This window comes from Pseudomonas sp. NPDC096925 (assembly GCF_044762545.1).
GTDB lineage: Bacteria > Pseudomonadota > Gammaproteobacteria > Pseudomonadales > Pseudomonadaceae > Aquipseudomonas.
On sequence record NZ_JBIWEM010000006.1, the window covers coordinates 147,853 to 165,112 of the forward strand.

Genomic DNA, 17,260 nt, shown 5'->3' on the forward strand with positions numbered 1-17,260 from the left:
CTCAGGCAGAGGTTGCCCGTGCCTGGTCGTTTTGTTGTTCGTAGGTTGCCAGTGGCAATTGCAAGGTGAAGGTGGCGCCTTTGCCCTCTTCACTCTCGACCAATATGCGCCCGCCGTGGGCCTGGACGATCTGTTCCGATATGTAGAGCCCCAGGCCCAACCCACCACTGGCCCGCTGGGTGGCGACCCGCTCGAACTGCTGGAAGATGCGTTGCTGGTTGGCTGCGCAGATGCCGATGCCATGGTCCTGCACCTGCACGCACGCCAGGCCGTCCTGCTCGAACACCCGCACCTGCACCGGCTTGCGCTCGCCATAACGCAAGGCATTGGACAACAGATTGGCCAGCACCTGCTCGATGCGAAACTCGTCCCACTCGCCCTGCAGCGGCTCGCAGCGTTGCAACTCTATATGGGTGCCCAATGCGGTGGCCTGGGCAGCAAAGTTCTCCACCAGGCCACGCACCAACTGGCCCAGGTCGAACGCTTTGGGCCGCAGCGACAGTTTGCCGGTACGGATACGCGACACATCGAGCATGTCTTCGACCAGGCGGATAAGGCTGTTGATCTGCCGCTCGTCGCGCTCGACCATGGCCTGCAACTTGTCGCCACTGAAGGCGGCCAAGTTGCCACGCTTCAGGTGCAGCTTGCGCAGCTGGGTTTCCAGGATCAGGCCATTGAGCGGGGTGCGCACCTCGTGGGACACGATCGACATGAAATCATCACGCATGCGCACGGCATGCTCCAGTTCACCCCGCGCCTTTTGCAGCTGGGCCAGCAGCAGTTCCTGCTCCTGGCGGCTGCGTTCGAGGGCCTGCAACTGGCGGTCGAGCACCTTGCGCTGGCGGTACAGGTCGACGAACACCGACACCTTGCTTTTTACCGCCAGGATGTCGAGCGGCTTGTGCAAAAAGTCCACTGCACCGCTTTCATACCCCTTGAACGCGTAGTTCATCTCGCGCCCGGCGGCGGTGACGAACACAATGGGGATGTTGCGGGTCTTTTCCGTGCCGCGCATCAGCTCGGCCAGCTCGAAACCGTTCATGCCCGGCATCTGCACGTCGAGGATGGCCAGGGCGAACTCGTGCTCGAGCAACAGCGACAACGCTGCCTCGGCCGACTGGGCTTGGTGCACCTCACGGCCTTCGCCCTGGATCAGGGCGTCGAGGGCCAGCAGGTTATCTGGCAGGTCGTCGACGATCAGCAGTTTGGCGATGGTGTGGCTTGGCATGCGCTGGGTTCCAGGGCGGCGAGCAACCGCTCGATGCCACTCAGAGTAAGAATATGGTCGGGCTGGTGCAGGGCCAGAGCGGCCTCCGGCATCAGCGCCACCTGTGCGTCACAAGGGTCCTGGACCACAGTCCGGCCCCCATTGTGCTTGATATAGGCCAGGCCTTCGGCACCATCCTCATTGGCACCGGTGAGCAGCATGCCCAGCAGGCCGGCACCGTAGGCATCAGCCGCCGACATGAACAGGTAATCGATCGCCGGCCGGGAAAAATGCACCGGCGGCTCCTGGCTCAGCGACAGGGTCAGGTCACGCTCCACCGACAGGTGGTAACCTGGCCCGGCCACGTATATTTGCCCGGCGAGCAGCGGCTGCTTGTCACGGGCCTCGCACACCGGCCGCTGCAGGCGGCGCTGCAGCACCTCGGCCAGTTGGCTGTGGCGGCCATCCGGCAGGTGCAGCACGCATACCACCGGGATGGTGACGCTGGCCGGCAACGCGCCCAGCACGGTGAGCAGCGCCGTCACGCCGCCCGCCGAGGCGCCGATCACCACCGCGCGCACGCCGTTCATGCTTTGCGGTAGATCCGTTCGGGCTTGACCAGCGGCTCGAAGCGCTCGCTGTAGGCGGAAAAGTCCACCGATTCCTTGCTGCCAAGCACCAGGAAGCCGCGGTGGCACAGGGACTCATGGAACAGGCCCAGGGCTCGGTCCTGCAGTTCCTTGTTGAAGTAGATAAGCACGTTGCGGCACGACACCAGCTGGGTTTCGGAAAACACGCTGTCGGTGGCCAGGCTGTGGTCAGCGAACGTCACATTGTCGCGCAGGGTGCTGTCCATGATGGCATTGCCGTAGGCCGCCGTGTAGTACTCGGCAAAGTCGCGCCGGCCGCCGGCGATGCGATAATTTTCGGCGTACTCGCGCATGTTCTTCATTGAGTAGATGCCCTGCTTGGCCTTGTCCAGCGAATGCGGGTTGATGTCGGTGGCGTAGATGATGGTACGTTCCAGCAGGCCTTCCTCGCGCAGCAGAATGGCCATTGAATACACCTCCTCGCCCGTGCTGCAGCCGGCAATCCATACCTTGATCGACGGCCAGGTGCGCAGCAGCGGCACCACTTCGTTGCGCAGCGCCACGTAGTGCCCCGGGTCGCGGAACATCTCGCTGACCGGGATCGTCAGGTACTGCAGCAACTGCATGAACATCCCGGGGTCGTGCAGCACCCGCTCCTGCAACGCCGACACCGTCAGGCAGTCGAACTGGCGCAGCGCATGCAGGATCCGGCGCTTGATCGAGGCGCCGGAATAGTTGCGGAAATCGTAGCTGTACTTGAGGTAGATGGCCTCGATCAGCAAGCGGATTTCGATATCGGTGTTACGTTCGCTAGTCAAATTCGCTCCAGTTGCGGCAGCCACACACGGATCAGCGAGAACAAGCGGTCCAGGTCGATCGGCTTGGCCAGGTAATCGTTGGCGCCGGCCTGCAGGCAACGCTGCTGGTCATCCTTCATCGCCTTGGCGGTCACGGCAATGATCGGCAGCTTGCGCCAGCGCGGTTGCTGGCGGATCAACCGGGTGGCCTCGAAGCCGTCCATTTCCGGCATCATCACATCCATCAGCACCAGGTCGATGTCGTCATGCTGCTCCAGGCGCTCGATGGCCTCGCGGCCGTTGCGGCCGATTTCGACGATCGCGCCCTTGTGCTCCAGCGCGCTGGTCAGGGCGAAAATGTTGCGCACGTCATCGTCCACCAGCAGCACCTTGCGGCCTTCGAACACCTTGTCGCGGCTGCGCGCGGTCTTGAGCATGCGCTGGCGTTCGTTGGAAAGTTGCGACTCGACCTTGTGCAGGAACAGCGTCACTTCGTCGAGCAGGCGCTCCGGCGAGCGGGCGCCCTTGATGATGATCGAGCGCGAGTACTTGAGCAGGTCGGCTTCTTCTTCGCGGGTCAGGTTGCGCCCGGTATACACGATCACCGGCGGGAAGGCGCGGATGTCCTCGGCGGTCATGCGCTTGAGCAGTTCGTTGCCGAGCATGTCCGGCAGCTTGAGGTCGATGATCATGCAGTCGTAAATGTTATCGCGCAGCAACGCCAGGGCATCCTGGGCCATGGCCACGGCGGTGATCTCGACATCGTCGTCGCCGATCAGGCGGGCAATGCTCTCGCGCTGCAGGTCGTCGTCCTCCACCAGCAGGATGTGCTTGAGCTTCTGGGTCAGCTTGGCCTCCAGGCGGGCGAACACTTCCTTGAGTTGTTCGCGGCTGGTGGGCTTGACCGCGTAGCCGACAGCGCCCATGTGCATGGCCGCCTCGACCCGGTCTTCCACGGAAATGATATGCACCGGGATGTGCCGGGTGCTGGCCTGCTCCTTCAGGCGTTGCAGCACGGTCAGGCCGGAATGGTCGGGCAGGCGCATGTCCAGCAGGATGGCATCGGGGATGTACTGCGCGGCCAGCTCGAAGCCCTCGTCGGCGCCCTGCGCCACCAGGCAGCTGTAACCCAGCTCGTGGGCCAGGTCGAAGAGGATGCGGGCGAAGTTCGGTTCGTCCTCGATCACCAGGATGCAGCGGTTGCCGAACGGCGCGCGCTCGCGGTCGTCGGCGAACGCTGGTGCCGGGCGTTTCGGCGCCGCGGGCACCGGTGCCTGCGGCGCGGGTGGCAGGCTATCGACCGCCGGGCGCAGGCTGACCGCCTGGATATCCTGCGCCACGCGCTCATAGCGCTCCGGCAGGATCAGGCTGAACACGCTGCCCTGGCCGGGGCTGCTGTCGACGCTGATCTGCCCGCCCAGCAGGTGCGCCAGGTCGCGGGAAATGGACAGGCCCAGGCCGGTGCCGCCATAACGGCGGTTGCTGGTGCCATCGACCTGGTGGAAGGCGCCGAAGATCGCCTGCTGCTGGTCGGCGGCGATGCCAATACCGGTATCGCGTACGGCAAAGACGATGCCGGTGCCGGGCTGATAACCGATGTTCAGGCTGACCTGGCCGCGCTCGGTGAACTTGATGGCGTTGGACAGCAGGTTCTTGAGGATCTGCTCCAGGCGCTGGCGGTCGGTGAACAGTGTGGCCGGCACTTGCGCCTCGGTAGTCACCTCGAAGGCCAGGCCCTTTTGCCCGGCCAACGGCTCGAACAGGCCGCGCAGGCCTTCAACCAAGCGCTCCACCTGGGTGCTTTCGGGGCGCACTTCGAGCTTGCCGGCCTCCACCTTGGCGATATCGAGAATGTCATTGATCAGGCTGAGCAGGTCGTTGCCGGCCGAGTAGATGGATTCGGCGAACTTGACCTGCTCGTCGCTGAGATTGCCCTCGCCGTTCTCCGCCAGCAGTTTGGCCAGGATCAGCGAGCTGTTCAGCGGTGTGCGCAACTCGTGGGACATGTTGGCGAGGAACTCGGACTTGTACTTGCTCGAACGCTGCAGTTCCTCGGCGCGTGCCTGCAGCTCGTCCTGGGCCTGGAGCAGTTCGTCGTTCTTGCGGTCCAGCGCCTCGGTGCGCTCGCACAGCTGCTCGTTGGTCTGCTCCAGCTCCGCCTGCTGGGTTTCCAGGTGAGCCTGGGACTCCTTCAGCACGCGGGATTGTTCCTCCAGTTCTTCGTTGGCGGTTTTCAGTTCTTCCTGCTGCACTTGCAGCTCTTCGTTCAGTTGCTGGGTCTCGGCCAGCACTTCCTGCAGGCGCTGCCGGTAGCGAGCGCTTTCGATGGAGATGCCAAGGTTGCCAGCGACCCGTTGCAGCAGTTCCTCGTCACGCGCCTGCAACGGCCGCAGGAAGCCCAGCTCCAGCACGCCGTTGACCTGCCCGTCGTTGCTCGCTGGCATCAGCAGGGCACTGCGCGGCAGGCCGCGGCCCAGGCCGGAGCTGAGGTGGAAATAGTCTTCGGGCAAGTCTTCCAGGCGCAGCACGCGCGCTTCGCGCACGGCCTGGGCCAGCAGGCCCTCGTGATCGCCCAGCACCTGCTCGCGGGCCTGTTCCTGCGCATCAAGGCCATAGCTGGCCATACGCACCAGGCGGCCATGCTCGTCGCGTACGTACATGGCGCCCACCACACAGCCCAGGTAACTGGCGAAGAAACGCAGGATGTTGTCACCGAGCATGGGCAGGGTCAGTTGGCCCAGCACCTGCTCGGCCAGTTGGGTCTGCCCGTTGCGCAGCCAGGCCTGGTGCTCCAGGCGCTCGGCCGAGCGCTGCTGGGCCTTGAGGTTTTCGTCATAGGTAGCCGACAACGCCAGCAGGTCGCGCCGCCCGAGGTAGGCCAGCAAGGCGCTGAGGCCGACGATGAACAGCACGAAGGACGATATGACCGTGATGGTTACATTGCTGACCTTCTGGTTACGTGCCATACGCAGCTGTTGTTCGCTGCCGATCAGGCTGTCGAACTCCTTGCGGATCTCATCGGTCAGGCGCTTGCCGCGGCCACTGCCGATCGAGGCGCGGTAGTCCCCCTGGCCGCGGCGCTGGGCGATCATCTCGTTGGCGAAGGCGTTCCAGGCCTGTTGCAGGGCAATCAGCCGGTCGATGCGTTCGACCTGTTGCGGGTTGTCCTCGACCATGCCGCGCAGGCTCTGCAGGCTGCCGAGGATGCGCGGCCTGGCCACTTCGTAGGGGTCGAGGAAACGCTCCTCGCCGGTGAGAAGGAAGCCACGCATGCCGGTCTCCATGTCGATCGACAGCTTGACCGTTTCGTTGGCATTGCCGATCACCTGGTCGGTGTGCTCGACCCACTGCATGGCCGAAAGCAGGTAGTTGATCACCGCGACAAAGGCCACGGCCCCCAGCAGGCCCACCCCCAGGGGTAGGCCGACGTTGCGGCTCAACAACTTGCGGAAGCTTCGCTGGTCCATCAAGGCTGCTTGCATCATGTGAGAACGCCCGAGCTAGAAAAGTCCATTAAAAGGTGTGGCGGATCAGTCGTTGTCGTCATCTGCCACTGTGTCGTCCCTGTTAAGCGAGTCTAACCAGCTTTGCCGGGTCTGGCAGGGCATTTAGCCAGTATTTGAAGGCGGCGTGCGCCAATCGTTCCATCTGATTGCCGGGCCCGGTATTCTCGGGAACTTCTGCTGCCGTCCGGTGCACAGATTAAAGACATACATTTTTTGCACAGGATCCTGACCATGCACCTTCTGGTAGTCGAAGACGACGACATCGTACGCATGTTGATGGTCGAAGTGCTCGACGAGCTGGGCTACGCGGTCATCGAGGCGGAGCATGCCAGCGCGGCGCTGCGCATTCTCGAGGACCCGGGCCAGGAGCTGGCGCTGATGATGACCGATGTGGGGCTGCCGGACATGCGCGGCGAAGAGTTGGCAGCCAAGGCGCGCGAACTGCGGCCGCTGTTGCCGGTACTGTTCGCCAGTGGCTATGCCGACAGCGTCGACGTGCCGGAGGGCATGCACCTGATCGGCAAGCCGTTCGGTATCGACCAGTTGCGGGAGAAAGTGCAGGCCATTCTGGGTAACCCTTGAGAACTGCGGCGCCTGCTTCGCGGGCTTGCCTGCTCCCACAGGGTCACCACAGGTGCTGAGTGCAGATGTAGCTGACTACAGCTCCCTGCGCAACAGGTAGGTATCCATGATCCACCCCCTGCGCGCCCGCTCCCGCTCACGCACTTCCAGTATCTGCGCCTTCACCGCCTGCAACGGCCCGGCAATCAGCACCTCATCCTCGGTCCCCAGGTACGCGCCCCAGTAGATCATCAGCGCCGGGTCATCGAGCCGGGCAAACGCGCACTGCCCATCTAGCATCACCAGCACATTGTCGATCTGCCCCTGCCCGGCCAGGCGCCGCCCTGGCAACACGGTCAACGGCTCACCGATACGGTTGAGCGGCACCTGATGACGCGCCGCCAACGCCTGCACGCTGCTGATGCCCGGAATTACCTGCAACCGCAGCGCCACACCGCGCTCACGGACCAAGTCAAGAATGCGCAGTGTGCTGTCGTACAGCGTCGGCTCGCCCCACAGTAGAAAGGCACCGGTTTCCCCAACGCCAATCTCCTGCTCGATCAGCTGGGCATACAGCGCCGAACGCTGCCGATGCCAGTCCTGCACCGCGCCCAGGTAGTCATCCGCCTGGCCATCGCGTGCAGGGTCGGCCACCTGCACCAGGCGGTAGCCGCCCTCGGGGCGGTAGCGTTGCAGGATGGCCTTGCGCAGGCGCACCAGCTCGTTCTTGTCGCTGCCTTTGCAGAGCACGAAGAACACACTGGCCTGACGCAGCGCATCGACCGCCTCATAGGTGACCTGGCGCGGGTCACCCGGGCCGATGCCGATCAACAACAGGTCTTTCATTGCCCAGCCCTTTGTGGGAACCAGCAGCCATTGTCAGGTGGCTGCCGGTATTTGGCAAAGCGACCCGTTAGAAGATGGAGAAGTTGTAGCTGACAATGACCCGCGTCTCGTCCATGTCACGCGCCCACTTTTCATAGTTGCTGCGGTAAGTGGAATTGCGCAGGCGCACGCTGACGTCCTTGAATGTGCCACTTTGCACCTGGTACTTGAACTCGGTGTCGCGTTCCCACTCTTTGCCTTCGGCCGTGCTGCCTGGCACCTTGATATTGTCACCGTTGATGTAACGGGTGAAGAAGGTCAGGCCGGGCACACCCCAGGCCTTGAAGTCATAGTCATAACGCACCTGCCAGGAGCGTTCCTGGGCGGCGGCAAAGTCGTTGACCTGGGCATAGTTGACCAGGTACGGGTTGGTGCCATCCAGGTAGGGCATGGCACTGTCGCCATACATGCGCTGCCAGCCGGCACTGAGTTTGTGGCCACCCAGGCTGTAGCCGAGCATGCCGCTGAACGCGCGATGGTCGATTTCGCCGGCGCGGGCATTGCCGATGTCATCACTCTTGATCAAGCGCAGGTCGGCCGACAGGCTACCCAATGCCAACGGCTGGCTGGCCACCAGGCCGAGGAAGTGCTGGCGGTAGATGTTCTCCAGCTTGGCCACCTGGTACTGGGCACTGAACCGCTCGTTGAAACGGTAATCGACACCGGCCAGGTCAAAATGGTCAGCCTCGATATCGCAGGCATAGCGCTTGTTCTTGCAATGCACGCGAATGTCCTGGCGGTCGGTGGAATCCCGTGCGGTGTACTTGTCCAGACGGGCCAGGGTGAACTTCAGGTCGCGCACTTCTTCGGAGGTGAGCATGGCGCCATGGAACATGGTTGGCAGCAGGCGGCCATCGTTGTACTTGAGCAACGGCACATCCGGCATCATCGAACCGTACTTGAGCACGGTATTGGAAACCTTGGCCTTGGCCGCCAGGCCCATCTTCGCGTACTGGTCCGCCGAGTGCCGCGGGTCGTGACCGGAAGACGGCAGCAGGCCGCTGTTACTGTCAGCCGGGCTGGAGTCAAGTTTGAAGCCGAACATGCCCAGCGCATCCACGCCAAAACCTACCGGCCCCTGGGTATAACCCGACTGCACATTGAGGATGAAGCCTTGTGCCCATTCTTCGCGTTTGGACGCACCCTGGCTGGAACTGCTGTGGCCGTCACGAAAATCCCGGTTGAAATAGACATTGCGTGCTTCGACCTTGGCACTGCTGTCTTCAAGAAAACCGGCGGCCTGGGCATTGACGCCGGCACACAACAGGAACAGGCCGGCAACACGACGCCCGGGGGCGAGGGGAAAAGGGGCAAACATGCGAGAAAACATCCAGAATCAAGGCGGGTAAACAACCTGTGGCACGTGCTGGCCACGGTACTGCGAGGGGACCGAACAATAGCCGGCCATCATCTGATGATGATCGCGCAAAGGCTCTGGCACGAGCCATTGGACCATGGTCTAGGCGCGCAACCAGGAAACCGCGAAAAAACAGGGAAATACCGCACGCGAAACTAGGAAAGTTCCCGGCTTACTTACAAAAAGTTTGCAGTTTACCCAGTACCCACGAATGACTACACTCGATATCAGCGAACAGCGGAACCCACCCGCGTGGCCGGCGTTTTATTCTTCTTCAATGTTCGTCACGCCTTGCCACGATCGACGTACAGGAGTGATTACAGTGTCCAGACTTGCAGAGTTTCGTGCTGCCGAAAAAGCGCTCCAGGAACAGATGGCGCAACTGGAAGCGTTGAAAAAGGATGCCGGCCTCAAACGCGAAATCGAATTCGAGCAGAAACTAGTCGGCCTGATGAAAAGCTATGACAAGAGCCTGCGCGATATCATCGCCATCCTCGACCCGAAGGCCGTGGCCCGGGTTTCCAGTGCAGCACCCAAGCAACAGCGCCGCCCGCGCGTGGTGAAGGTTTACACCAACCCGCACACCGGCGAGCGGATCGAGACCAAAGGCGGCAACCACCGCGGCCTCAAGGCCTGGAAGGAACAGTACGGAGCCGCCACGGTAGAAAGCTGGGTACGCTGATGAAACGTCCACACGCACTTCACACTTTTTTCACAAGGGCTGGCTCAGTATCGAGACAGCTAAAGGACTAGCGACCCCATCACGCGCCCGCACATGCGGGCCTCTAATTCCGGCGCCCTGCCTCGTGCAGGGCGCTTTCATTTGCGCAATCGGCGCACTGCCGTATCATGGCCAGCCTGTCTCTTTTGCCGGCGCCCTGCGCCCGGCCCCGTCTCAGGAGTTCCCATGAGCCTGCACGATCTGCAAACCCTGCCTGGCGTCACCGCACAACCGGATGCCGCCACCGCCCAGTTCGTCTTCAACCACACCATGCTGCGGGTCAAGGACATCGAGAAGTCCCTGGACTTCTATACCCGCGTGCTGGGCTTCCGCCTGGTGGACAAGCGCGACTTCCCCGAAGCTGCCTTCAGCCTGTACTTCCTGGCCCTGGTCGACCCTGCGCAGATCCCTGCCGATGACGGCGAACGCCACCAGTGGATGAAGTCGATCCCCGGCGTGCTGGAACTGACCCACAACCACGGCACCGAAAACGATGCCGAGTTCGCCTACCATAATGGCAACACCGACCCGCGCGGCTTCGGCCACATCTGCGTCTCGGTACCGGACGTACGCGCCGCCTGCGCGCGCTTCGAGGCACTGGACGTGCCCTTCCAGAAACGCCTGCAGGACGGGCGCATGAACTACCTGGCCTTCATCAAGGACCCGGACGGTTACTGGATCGAAGTCATCCAGCCGACCGAGCTCAAAGGCTAAGCGTTTATCGCGATTCGCTCGTCGGGCCGGGAACTCCCGGCCCCTTGCTGTGGTATATGAAGGTAACTGCTTCACATGCCACAGCGAGGTAAGGACGATGCAATCTCTTCACTGTGAATACCGCAAGCACACCATCACCGCCAGCGTGATGCCCCACCCCGACTCCCCCCTGCCCTATGCCGCCGGGTGCCTGATCACCGACCCCGACGGGCACACCAGCAAGCGCATGTCGATGCCGATGAAGTTCTTCTCCGACCTTGAGAATGCGCAGCATGTGTCGCTGGCCCATGGCCGGGCGCTGGTCGACCAGCAGCTGGATGAAGGGCACAAGGTGTTCTGACCTTGTCAATCCCTGTGCCGACCTCTTCGCGGGCTTGCCCGCTCCCACAGGAACCCCACAGGGCCTGAAATCTGTGCAGTACCTGTGGGAGCGGGCAAGCCCGCGAAAGGGCCGGTACAGGAGTAATCAGATATCTCGGGCGTACGCCACCGCCGCCTTCACCTGCGCCCGGGTCGGCCGCACCCCGGTGTACAGCACGAACTGCTCCAGCGCCTGCAGCGCAATCACCTCCAGCCCGGTGATCACCGGTTTGCCCAACGCCCGCGCCCGTCTGATCAACGGTGTGCTCTCCGGCATCGCCACCACATCGAACACCCGCTCCGCCGCAGCGATGGCGTTCTCGGAAAATGCCAGCGCCTCGGCCTCCGGCCCGCCCGCCATGCCGATCGGCGTCACGTTGACCAACATGGGTGGGCACAGGTCCCCCAGCTCCGGCACCCAGCGATAACCGCACATATCCGCGAGCTGCCGCCCGGCCTGCTCATTACGCGCAACGATGATGCCTTCGGCGAACCCGGCATCGCGCAAGGCACTGGCCACGGCCTTGGCCATGCCGCCACTGCCGCGCAAGGCAAACGCCGTTGTCGGGTCGATCTGGTGCTGTTCCAGCAACTGGCGCACGGCCAGGTAATCGGTGTTGTAGGCCTTGAGGTGGCCATTGGTATTGACCAGGGTATTGACCGACTCGATGGCCGCCGCCGACGGATCGATCTCGTCGACCAGGGCCATGCAGGCTTCCTTGTACGGCATCGACACCCCGCAACCACGGATCCCCAAAGCGCGGATACCCGCCACCGCCGCCGGCAGGTCATCGGTGCGCATGGCCTTGTAGTAGAAGTCCAGGCCCAACTGCTGGTACAGGTGGTTATGGAACCGCACACCGAAGGTGCCAGGGCGGCCCGCCAGGGAGATGCACAGCAGGGTATCTCTGCTGGGAGTTGTCGACATAACCTGCTCCTTTGTCATAACTGAAACGTTTGTGCAGCGTAACAGAGGCAACCACTGGTCGTCCCTTACACAACCTTTACCGTTCCCCTGTGCTCAGCTGACAGAGAGTGGAGTCATAGTAATAGGACCCCACACTTGGGGTGTTCTTGCGAGGGTTGCTTCATGAACCGTCACATTCCCGGAATCGCCCTGCTGGTCGGTGCCCTGGCCATCAGCGGGTCCGCTGTCGCCCACGGCGGCCATGGTCATGGCCATGGTGGTTGGTATGGCCCGGGCCCGCTGCTGGGTGCGGCCGTGGTTGGTGCCGTGTTCGGGGCGACGGTTTATGGCGGGCGCGACCGTACCGTGTACGTCGAGCGCCAGCCAGTCTATTACGCGCCACCGCCGGTGTACGTGCAACCACCGCCACCACCGGTGTACTACCAGCCGTACTACGTGCCGGCACCACCGCCCCCGGGCTACCGCACCTACTATGGCCCGCCTCCGGTGTATTACGGCCCGCCGCGCTGGTAAATGTTGATGGAACCAATGACCACTATCGAGGAAGTTAATTTCAAACCGCCCCGGCTGCTGCGTAAGGTAGGGCCATGTTTACAGGAGGTCCACATGGCCACTATCCAGATCATGTCCGTTGTCGGCAGTGCCGTCCCCACCTCACTGCGTGAGCAGGGCCTGCTGGCTTGCTGGTACCTGGTGCGCAACGGCGAAGCCGTAAGCGGCCCGATGCCGACCCTGGCCTCGGCCCAGGCCCTGGTCGAACAGTTGCAACCAGGCACCCTGGTCGCCTGACCCGTATTTGTTGTGCGTTGCTCCCTACGCCCTTCTGGCCCGCCTACCTGGCGGGTCTTTTTTTTGCTTGCCGAGAGTTCTGTGGCGCCTGTGAGATCGAGCGCGCCCAGCAACACGGTGCCTGTTCCGCCCAGCCAGGTGACGGTGCCTGGGCCGAGGTCAGTAGGATCCATGAAAACCTCATTACGGATGGTGATGTCGTAAGCGCTTCCCTTGTCCGCACAATGGATTTAGCTTGCGACTAATATCACGACAAGATAAATTTAGCTTTTCGCACATTTAGCAGTAAGCTAAACACTGGCATGCTTCGCCTCATGGACATCTATGAAATTCGCAAGCACAACCTGGTCAAGCTGATCGGCAACCAGAGAAAGGGGTCCTGCGCAGAGCGCTGGGGGATGGCGCCTGCGCACCTGAGCCAGATCCTTTCGGACAAGACAGCGAAGAACCTGGGCGATGACGTGGCCCGCAGAATCGAGGGCATCGAAGGCTTGCCGCGGGGTTGGTTCGATGCAATGGCAGCGGGCGACTTGGCGCAGGCGCCAGTCGAGCCTGGCGACAGCAAGCTTTCCGCTGCCGACCTGGTCAAGCAGATGCTTGCCAGAAGCGGCAAAGGCATCCCCGAAGAAACCCGGCAAAGGCTATTGGCCGCCGCCGAGGAGCCGGCAGACTCGACGCTGCTAAAGGCTGAACCTGATCGGCCAGGCCTTGTGGGCGACGAAGTGTGGATTGCCCACTATGACGTCCGGGCGGCCATGGGCGGCGGGCAGATCCCCCACGACTACCCCGAAATGTTCAAGGATGTTCGCGTCAGCCCAAGCCACCTGCGCGAGCTGGGCGTGGAGTTCAGCGAGCACCACCACCTGAAGATGGTGACCGGCTGGGGCCAGTCGATGGAACCGACCATCAAGCACCGCGACCCACTGATCGTGGACGTCAGCATCCGCGAGTTCGTCGGCGATGGAATCTACTTCTTCTCCTGGGGTGACCACATCTACATCAAGCGGCTGCAGATTGCTGACGAGGACCACTTCGAGATGATTTCCGACAACTCGCGGCACAAGGACCGCATGATTCGTCGGGAAGAGACCTACATCCAGGCCAGGGTGCTGCTGGTGTGGAATGCGCACCTTGTGTAAAGCGAAACCCATCACGACGACGTAAGCCGTTCACTCACCCAATTGGGCCGTCTTGTGGCCTTTGGCGGGCAAGCCCGGTCCTCATGCACATGACTCATTGAATCAGCAGGGCCCCCTGTGGGAGCGGCTTTAGCCGCGAACACCGGCGTAGCCGATGCCATGCACCGCGTTGGATTCTTCGCGGCTGAAGCCGCTCCCACAGGGTACGCGGACCGTTCTCTGCTTGAGGCTTGCACCGTACCTGTTGGAGCGAGCTTTTTCCGATACTCAGAAAGGTGCCGCCTTCTCAATCTGCTGTTCGCTGTCCTGCTCGACGACAAAGTCGTCGCGTTCCTCCACGCTGCTGCGCTCCCAGCGCACCGTCACACTCTCGTCGTCGTTGAAGGTCAGCGCCAGCTCGGGCGTCTCGGCCAGCAGGCCCATCACCTCCTCCCACTCGGTATCACCGTCGGTATCCAGACGATGCACTGTCACCCAGCGCTGCGTCTGCGCGAGCGGGTGGTTGATCATCGCTGACACCCGCAAGCTCAGCCGCTCTATTCCGGTCATTTCCTGACGCTGATGGGGCGTCGAATTCACGTGCTTAGACATATTCTTATCCTGAAGGCTGTATATTCGTACAGTATTCAAGGAAAGCTTATCCCACCGCCAAATCAAGCGTAAAGCCCCGCTGCGGAAAATTTTCGCCAACAAGTAATTTGTCGCCAAGCGAAATAAATTTAGCCCACAGCTATTGACCGATATTTAGCGAAGGGCTAAATTTCACTTCGGCAGCCGCCACCGTGCTGCTGCAGCACAAACCGCCATTTTTATTCAGGAGCCTCCCATGAGCGTAAATATCAGCAACCTCACCCTCGCCGTTCCTGTAGCCGAGTCGTCGATCAGCCCCGTAGCGATCGAACTCACCGGCACTGAAGCAATTGCTCAATACCCGAGCTATGTGACAGTGCTCAGCGATGGTTCGATTCAGTTGTTTGCCCCCACCAAAGGCGCTTCGAGCAAAAGCACCCACAGGACCCGTTGCGAGTGGTCAGAACCGGAATACTGGACCCTGAACAGCGCCCAGGATCACTGGAACCGCCAGACAATGACGCTGACCAAAGTCAACTGGGCGCAGAAGGTGGTCATCGCGCAGATGCACGTCTTCGGAGACGACAGCCCGCCCGTGAAGGTGTTCTGGAAGAAAGGCGAAATCACCCTGGGGTTTCGGCGGACCTACAACCAGACTGACCCGATAAACTCGACGGTGCTGAAGGGTGTCCCGCTGGGGGCAAAGTTCGAGGTGAGCATCCACGCTACCTCGGCAGGCGTGGTCACCGTTACGGCCAAGTGCAACGGGGTGACCGGTTCGTCCGGCGATCTACGGTTCGACAGCACCTGGGCTTCGCGGCTATTCGAGTTCCACGGCGGGGTCTACAACCAGGTGGACTACACCGATACGACGCCCGCCGATGACGGCTCGATCTGCATCATCAGCGACCTTGCGCTGATCCATGCCTGAGCCGAGGGAGCCGGCAAGACATCCCGATGCCCTGTATCCAAAGCGCAGGCCGCATCGGGATAGCGGTGAATTGCTTCACCTGATGGCTGCGTTTTTTCTTAAATCAGGTGCCGCTTGGCGGTGAGCCGCCGCCAGGTGCTGCATACAAGCTACGTTCAATGTTCGGGCGGGTTCTCGATGGCCTTGGCACCGTGCACATACATGTCGCTCCAGCGATCCATACCACCGGGCCAGCATTGGCCCAGAAGAGGATGCACCCATGGCGACAATCGACACTCGGTCGCTTGCACAAAGATTCCAGAATCACAGCTTGCAATCCGGGCTCTTGATGATGGGTTAAATTCAGATGCTCCTGGAAATGCCCAGCCTGTAGCCGGGCATTTCCATGGAGGCATGATTCAGCTGCGTTTCGGTGTAGATTGCATGCCTCATGCCTTTGCAGTGCGCTCGCTTGCCCATGAGTTCTTCGGCTTGAGTGCTGATGTTCCGCTCACGCCAGCGGGAATCTGTTCGATATTGCCACCGCCACGAATGAACAGCTCAATTTGCTCGCTCAGGCGCTGATGTGCACGCTGCGTTTCTGGAGAAAAGGTCGGGTGCATGGTTGTTACCTCGGTCCAGGGCCAGGAAAAAGGCCCGAATCCCACTATACACGCTTTGGAAATTTTCCTTCGAAATGCTCGCCTGATCCCGTAATTTGAAAGCACGTTTCGACCTTACTTTCACGGGCAGATAGCAGTCCCCCGGACCAACCGGCTGATGCTTTCGAGGGATACCAGGCCGGCGCCGCCACGCGTCTGAACAGACTGTTCGGGCCTGTTGATCAGGGGTGGGCACTTTTGCCGCGTCGTGGATGCGTGCCGACGGCATCAAAACTATGAAGACCCGGGCATGACAGAACGGTTACATCATCAAGCCGATCGACTGGTGCGCGCCCCCGAGACACCGGTACGCGCTACCCGCCTCTTCCGCGAACTTTCGACGATATCAGGGGTAGTGCTTCACAAAAATTATCTCGGGGTCGCCCTCATCCAGATTCTCGACATAACCGCTCTCTATGAAGCCGAACTTTCCGAGCAGTTTTTTCATCGGTTGATTGGAGGCATTTGTCGACGTGAACAATTTTGCGGCCCCGCACTGGGATTGCAGGGTGCGGAGGATGGCGGAACCGACGCCATGACGGCGCTGCGAGTCCCTCACCATGATGAGGGGGATGAATGCGTGTCCAAAGAACGAAAAGTCAAGAACACCATACCCCAGCACCATCGACGCATCGCGAGCTTCCGCGGCGATCCAGCATTGGCCAGCAGTGACAGCCTGCGCAATGAACGCTCGGCGCATTGGTTCTCGCTTGGCGATTGAATCCAGATCGACCAACCTGCCGATATCGCTGTTCGAGGCAAGCCGCACAGTTAACTGTGACGTCATTGTTATACCGTGAAATGGGCCTGATTTCGCAGTGTAATCGTTCTGATCAGCACGATGTCACCTGCCTCCATCAGTCACCAGCAACATGTGGCACCAGGATGACAATCTTGCCTTTGGCAAACACCTCCAGAAGCCCTTCAGCCTTGGCACGCGGCTTTATGAAAGAACGCTGTGTCGAACGCTTCAACAACCGGCATCGCGATGCGCAACCGAGCAAGCCCCTCCTTGCTGAGTGATAGCAGGTTCGCGCGGTGATCTTGAGGGTCTATCCGTTTCTCGACAAGCCCATCTTTTTCCAAGCGAGATACGATCTGCGAGATGTGCATACGGTCCATGCCGGTGAATCTCGCGATACCCTGTTGAGTAATCTGCTCACTATTGCGCGTCAACCAACCGCATACAGCCAGAATCGCGAACTGTGGCTGAGTGAGCCCCAGTGGATTCAACAGCGCATTGAGCTGTCGCTGCCAATCCAGGAATTCGCGCCAGAGTCGGAACTCCGGGCTGCTGCTCGGCCCTGAGTAGGCAGATCCACTCCACTTTTCATCAGTATCCAGATGGCCTGCACTCATGGTGCGCTCACTCGGGCTTCGCTGGCACGCTTGAGACCTAGCATCGTGTTAGGCAACGAAGCCTGAATCGACCTGCCAACCAAATATCGAAACAAAAAGCTCAGAGGGCCTTTGAAACGGCTGCGGTGCGCCCATCGGGATCTTCGATCAAGGCGACCTGATCGCCCAGCTCAGCCAGCCAGGCTTGCGGTAGCCCCCGACTTGC

At 61.3% G+C, this 17,260-nt stretch carries 19 protein-coding genes and 1 pseudogene; 8 read left to right on the forward strand and 12 right to left on the reverse strand.

Going from position 1 to position 17,260, the window contains the following annotated elements; genetic code table 11:
* Position 1: 1 nt before the first annotated feature.
* From ACIQYU_RS17870 to ACIQYU_RS17885, 4 genes are read right to left on the reverse strand one after another with little or no spacing between them, the layout of a single operon-like run.
* Entirely contained in the window at positions 2-1,228 is a 1,227-nt protein-coding gene (locus tag ACIQYU_RS17870) for a hybrid sensor histidine kinase/response regulator (RefSeq protein WP_207837666.1), read from the reverse strand.
* A complete protein-coding gene (locus tag ACIQYU_RS17875) occupies positions 1,198-1,797 on the reverse strand; it encodes a chemotaxis protein CheB (protein WP_063914912.1) in 600 nt (199 codons plus the stop codon). Before ACIQYU_RS17875 ends, ACIQYU_RS17870 begins: the two co-directional genes overlap by 31 nt.
* Positions 1,794-2,615: a protein-glutamate O-methyltransferase CheR gene (locus ACIQYU_RS17880; RefSeq protein ID WP_207837664.1), complete on the reverse strand. Its 822-nt coding sequence runs from the start codon at positions 2,613-2,615 to the stop codon at positions 1,794-1,796. The genes ACIQYU_RS17875 and ACIQYU_RS17880 overlap by 4 nt, the downstream gene beginning before the upstream one ends.
* Entirely contained in the window at positions 2,612-6,079 is a 3,468-nt protein-coding gene (locus ACIQYU_RS17885) for a response regulator (protein ID WP_207837662.1), read from the reverse strand. The genes ACIQYU_RS17880 and ACIQYU_RS17885 overlap by 4 nt, the downstream gene beginning before the upstream one ends.
* Before the next feature lie 252 nt (positions 6,080-6,331).
* On the opposite strand from ACIQYU_RS17885, the gene ACIQYU_RS17890 reads away from it, so the two are divergent.
* A complete protein-coding gene (locus tag ACIQYU_RS17890) occupies positions 6,332-6,682 on the forward strand; it encodes a response regulator (RefSeq protein WP_207837660.1) in 351 nt (116 codons plus the stop codon).
* 75 nt (positions 6,683-6,757) lie between these two features.
* Here ACIQYU_RS17890 and cobF read toward each other — a convergent pair whose 3' ends face one another.
* Positions 6,758-7,507 (reverse strand): precorrin-6A synthase (deacetylating), encoded by a 750-nt coding sequence (gene cobF / locus ACIQYU_RS17895; RefSeq protein WP_333956512.1) that lies wholly within the window; start codon positions 7,505-7,507, stop codon positions 6,758-6,760.
* 67 nt (positions 7,508-7,574) lie between these two features.
* The gene (locus tag ACIQYU_RS17900; RefSeq protein WP_402801163.1) at positions 7,575-8,864 is read right to left on the reverse strand and encodes an OprD family porin; all 1,290 of its coding nucleotides are present in this window, start codon (positions 8,862-8,864) and stop codon (positions 7,575-7,577) included.
* 361 nt (positions 8,865-9,225) lie between these two features.
* On the opposite strand from ACIQYU_RS17900, the gene ACIQYU_RS17905 reads away from it, so the two are divergent.
* The 3 genes from ACIQYU_RS17905 (at position 9,226) to ACIQYU_RS17915 (ending at position 10,678) form a co-directional block, all read left to right on the forward strand.
* Positions 9,226-9,585 carry a histone-like nucleoid-structuring protein, MvaT/MvaU family gene (locus ACIQYU_RS17905; RefSeq protein WP_063914906.1) on the forward strand — a complete coding sequence of 120 codons (360 nt, stop codon included), beginning with the start codon at positions 9,226-9,228 and terminating at the stop codon, positions 9,583-9,585.
* Positions 9,586-9,810: 225 nt separating this feature from the next.
* Positions 9,811-10,338 (forward strand): lactoylglutathione lyase, encoded by a 528-nt coding sequence (gene gloA / locus ACIQYU_RS17910; protein WP_063914905.1) that lies wholly within the window; start codon positions 9,811-9,813, stop codon positions 10,336-10,338.
* A gap of 97 nt (positions 10,339-10,435) precedes the next feature.
* Positions 10,436-10,678, forward strand: a complete 243-nt coding sequence (locus ACIQYU_RS17915) for a hypothetical protein (RefSeq protein WP_063914904.1) — start codon at positions 10,436-10,438, stop codon at positions 10,676-10,678.
* A gap of 126 nt (positions 10,679-10,804) precedes the next feature.
* Here ACIQYU_RS17915 and ACIQYU_RS17920 read toward each other — a convergent pair whose 3' ends face one another.
* Entirely contained in the window at positions 10,805-11,626 is an 822-nt protein-coding gene (locus ACIQYU_RS17920; RefSeq protein WP_402801167.1) for a shikimate 5-dehydrogenase, read from the reverse strand.
* A gap of 162 nt (positions 11,627-11,788) precedes the next feature.
* Here ACIQYU_RS17920 and ACIQYU_RS17925 point away from each other — a divergent pair, with 162 nt between their 5' ends.
* Both ACIQYU_RS17925 and ACIQYU_RS17930 read left to right on the forward strand, forming a co-directional pair.
* Positions 11,789-12,139 carry a hypothetical protein gene (locus ACIQYU_RS17925; RefSeq protein ID WP_207837646.1) on the forward strand — a complete coding sequence of 117 codons (351 nt, stop codon included), beginning with the start codon at positions 11,789-11,791 and terminating at the stop codon, positions 12,137-12,139.
* A gap of 93 nt (positions 12,140-12,232) precedes the next feature.
* Entirely contained in the window at positions 12,233-12,415 is a 183-nt protein-coding gene (locus ACIQYU_RS17930) for a hypothetical protein (RefSeq protein WP_028613209.1), read from the forward strand.
* A gap of 101 nt (positions 12,416-12,516) precedes the next feature.
* Here ACIQYU_RS17930 and ACIQYU_RS17935 read toward each other — a convergent pair.
* A pseudogene (locus tag ACIQYU_RS17935) lies at positions 12,517-12,588 on the reverse strand (chemotaxis protein); the annotation flags it as partial.
* 141 nt (positions 12,589-12,729) lie between these two features.
* Here ACIQYU_RS17935 and ACIQYU_RS17940 point away from each other — a divergent pair.
* Positions 12,730-13,554, forward strand: a complete 825-nt coding sequence (locus ACIQYU_RS17940) for a S24 family peptidase (RefSeq protein ID WP_233687782.1) — start codon at positions 12,730-12,732, stop codon at positions 13,552-13,554.
* Between the two features lie 267 nt (positions 13,555-13,821).
* On the opposite strand, the gene ACIQYU_RS17945 is transcribed toward ACIQYU_RS17940, so the two are convergent.
* The gene (locus ACIQYU_RS17945) at positions 13,822-14,145 is read right to left on the reverse strand and encodes a DUF1654 domain-containing protein (protein ID WP_207837642.1); all 324 of its coding nucleotides are present in this window, start codon (positions 14,143-14,145) and stop codon (positions 13,822-13,824) included.
* Positions 14,146-14,380: 235 nt separating this feature from the next.
* On the opposite strand from ACIQYU_RS17945, the gene ACIQYU_RS17950 reads away from it, so the two are divergent.
* Complete coding sequence (locus ACIQYU_RS17950) at positions 14,381-15,055, forward strand: polysaccharide lyase family 7 protein (RefSeq protein WP_207837641.1); 675 nt, start codon at positions 14,381-14,383, stop codon at positions 15,053-15,055.
* Between the two features lie 428 nt (positions 15,056-15,483).
* Here ACIQYU_RS17950 and ACIQYU_RS17955 read toward each other — a convergent pair whose 3' ends face one another.
* From ACIQYU_RS17955 to ACIQYU_RS17965, 3 genes are all read right to left on the reverse strand, one after another.
* Entirely contained in the window at positions 15,484-15,657 is a 174-nt protein-coding gene (locus ACIQYU_RS17955) for a hypothetical protein (RefSeq protein ID WP_207837639.1), read from the reverse strand.
* A 385-nt stretch (positions 15,658-16,042) separates the two neighbouring features.
* The gene (locus ACIQYU_RS17960; RefSeq protein ID WP_402801175.1) at positions 16,043-16,483 is read right to left on the reverse strand and encodes a GNAT family N-acetyltransferase; all 441 of its coding nucleotides are present in this window, start codon (positions 16,481-16,483) and stop codon (positions 16,043-16,045) included.
* Positions 16,484-16,620: 137 nt separating this feature from the next.
* Positions 16,621-17,055 (reverse strand): MarR family winged helix-turn-helix transcriptional regulator, encoded by a 435-nt coding sequence (locus ACIQYU_RS17965; protein ID WP_402801178.1) that lies wholly within the window; start codon positions 17,053-17,055, stop codon positions 16,621-16,623.
* Positions 17,056-17,260 lie beyond the last annotated feature (205 nt).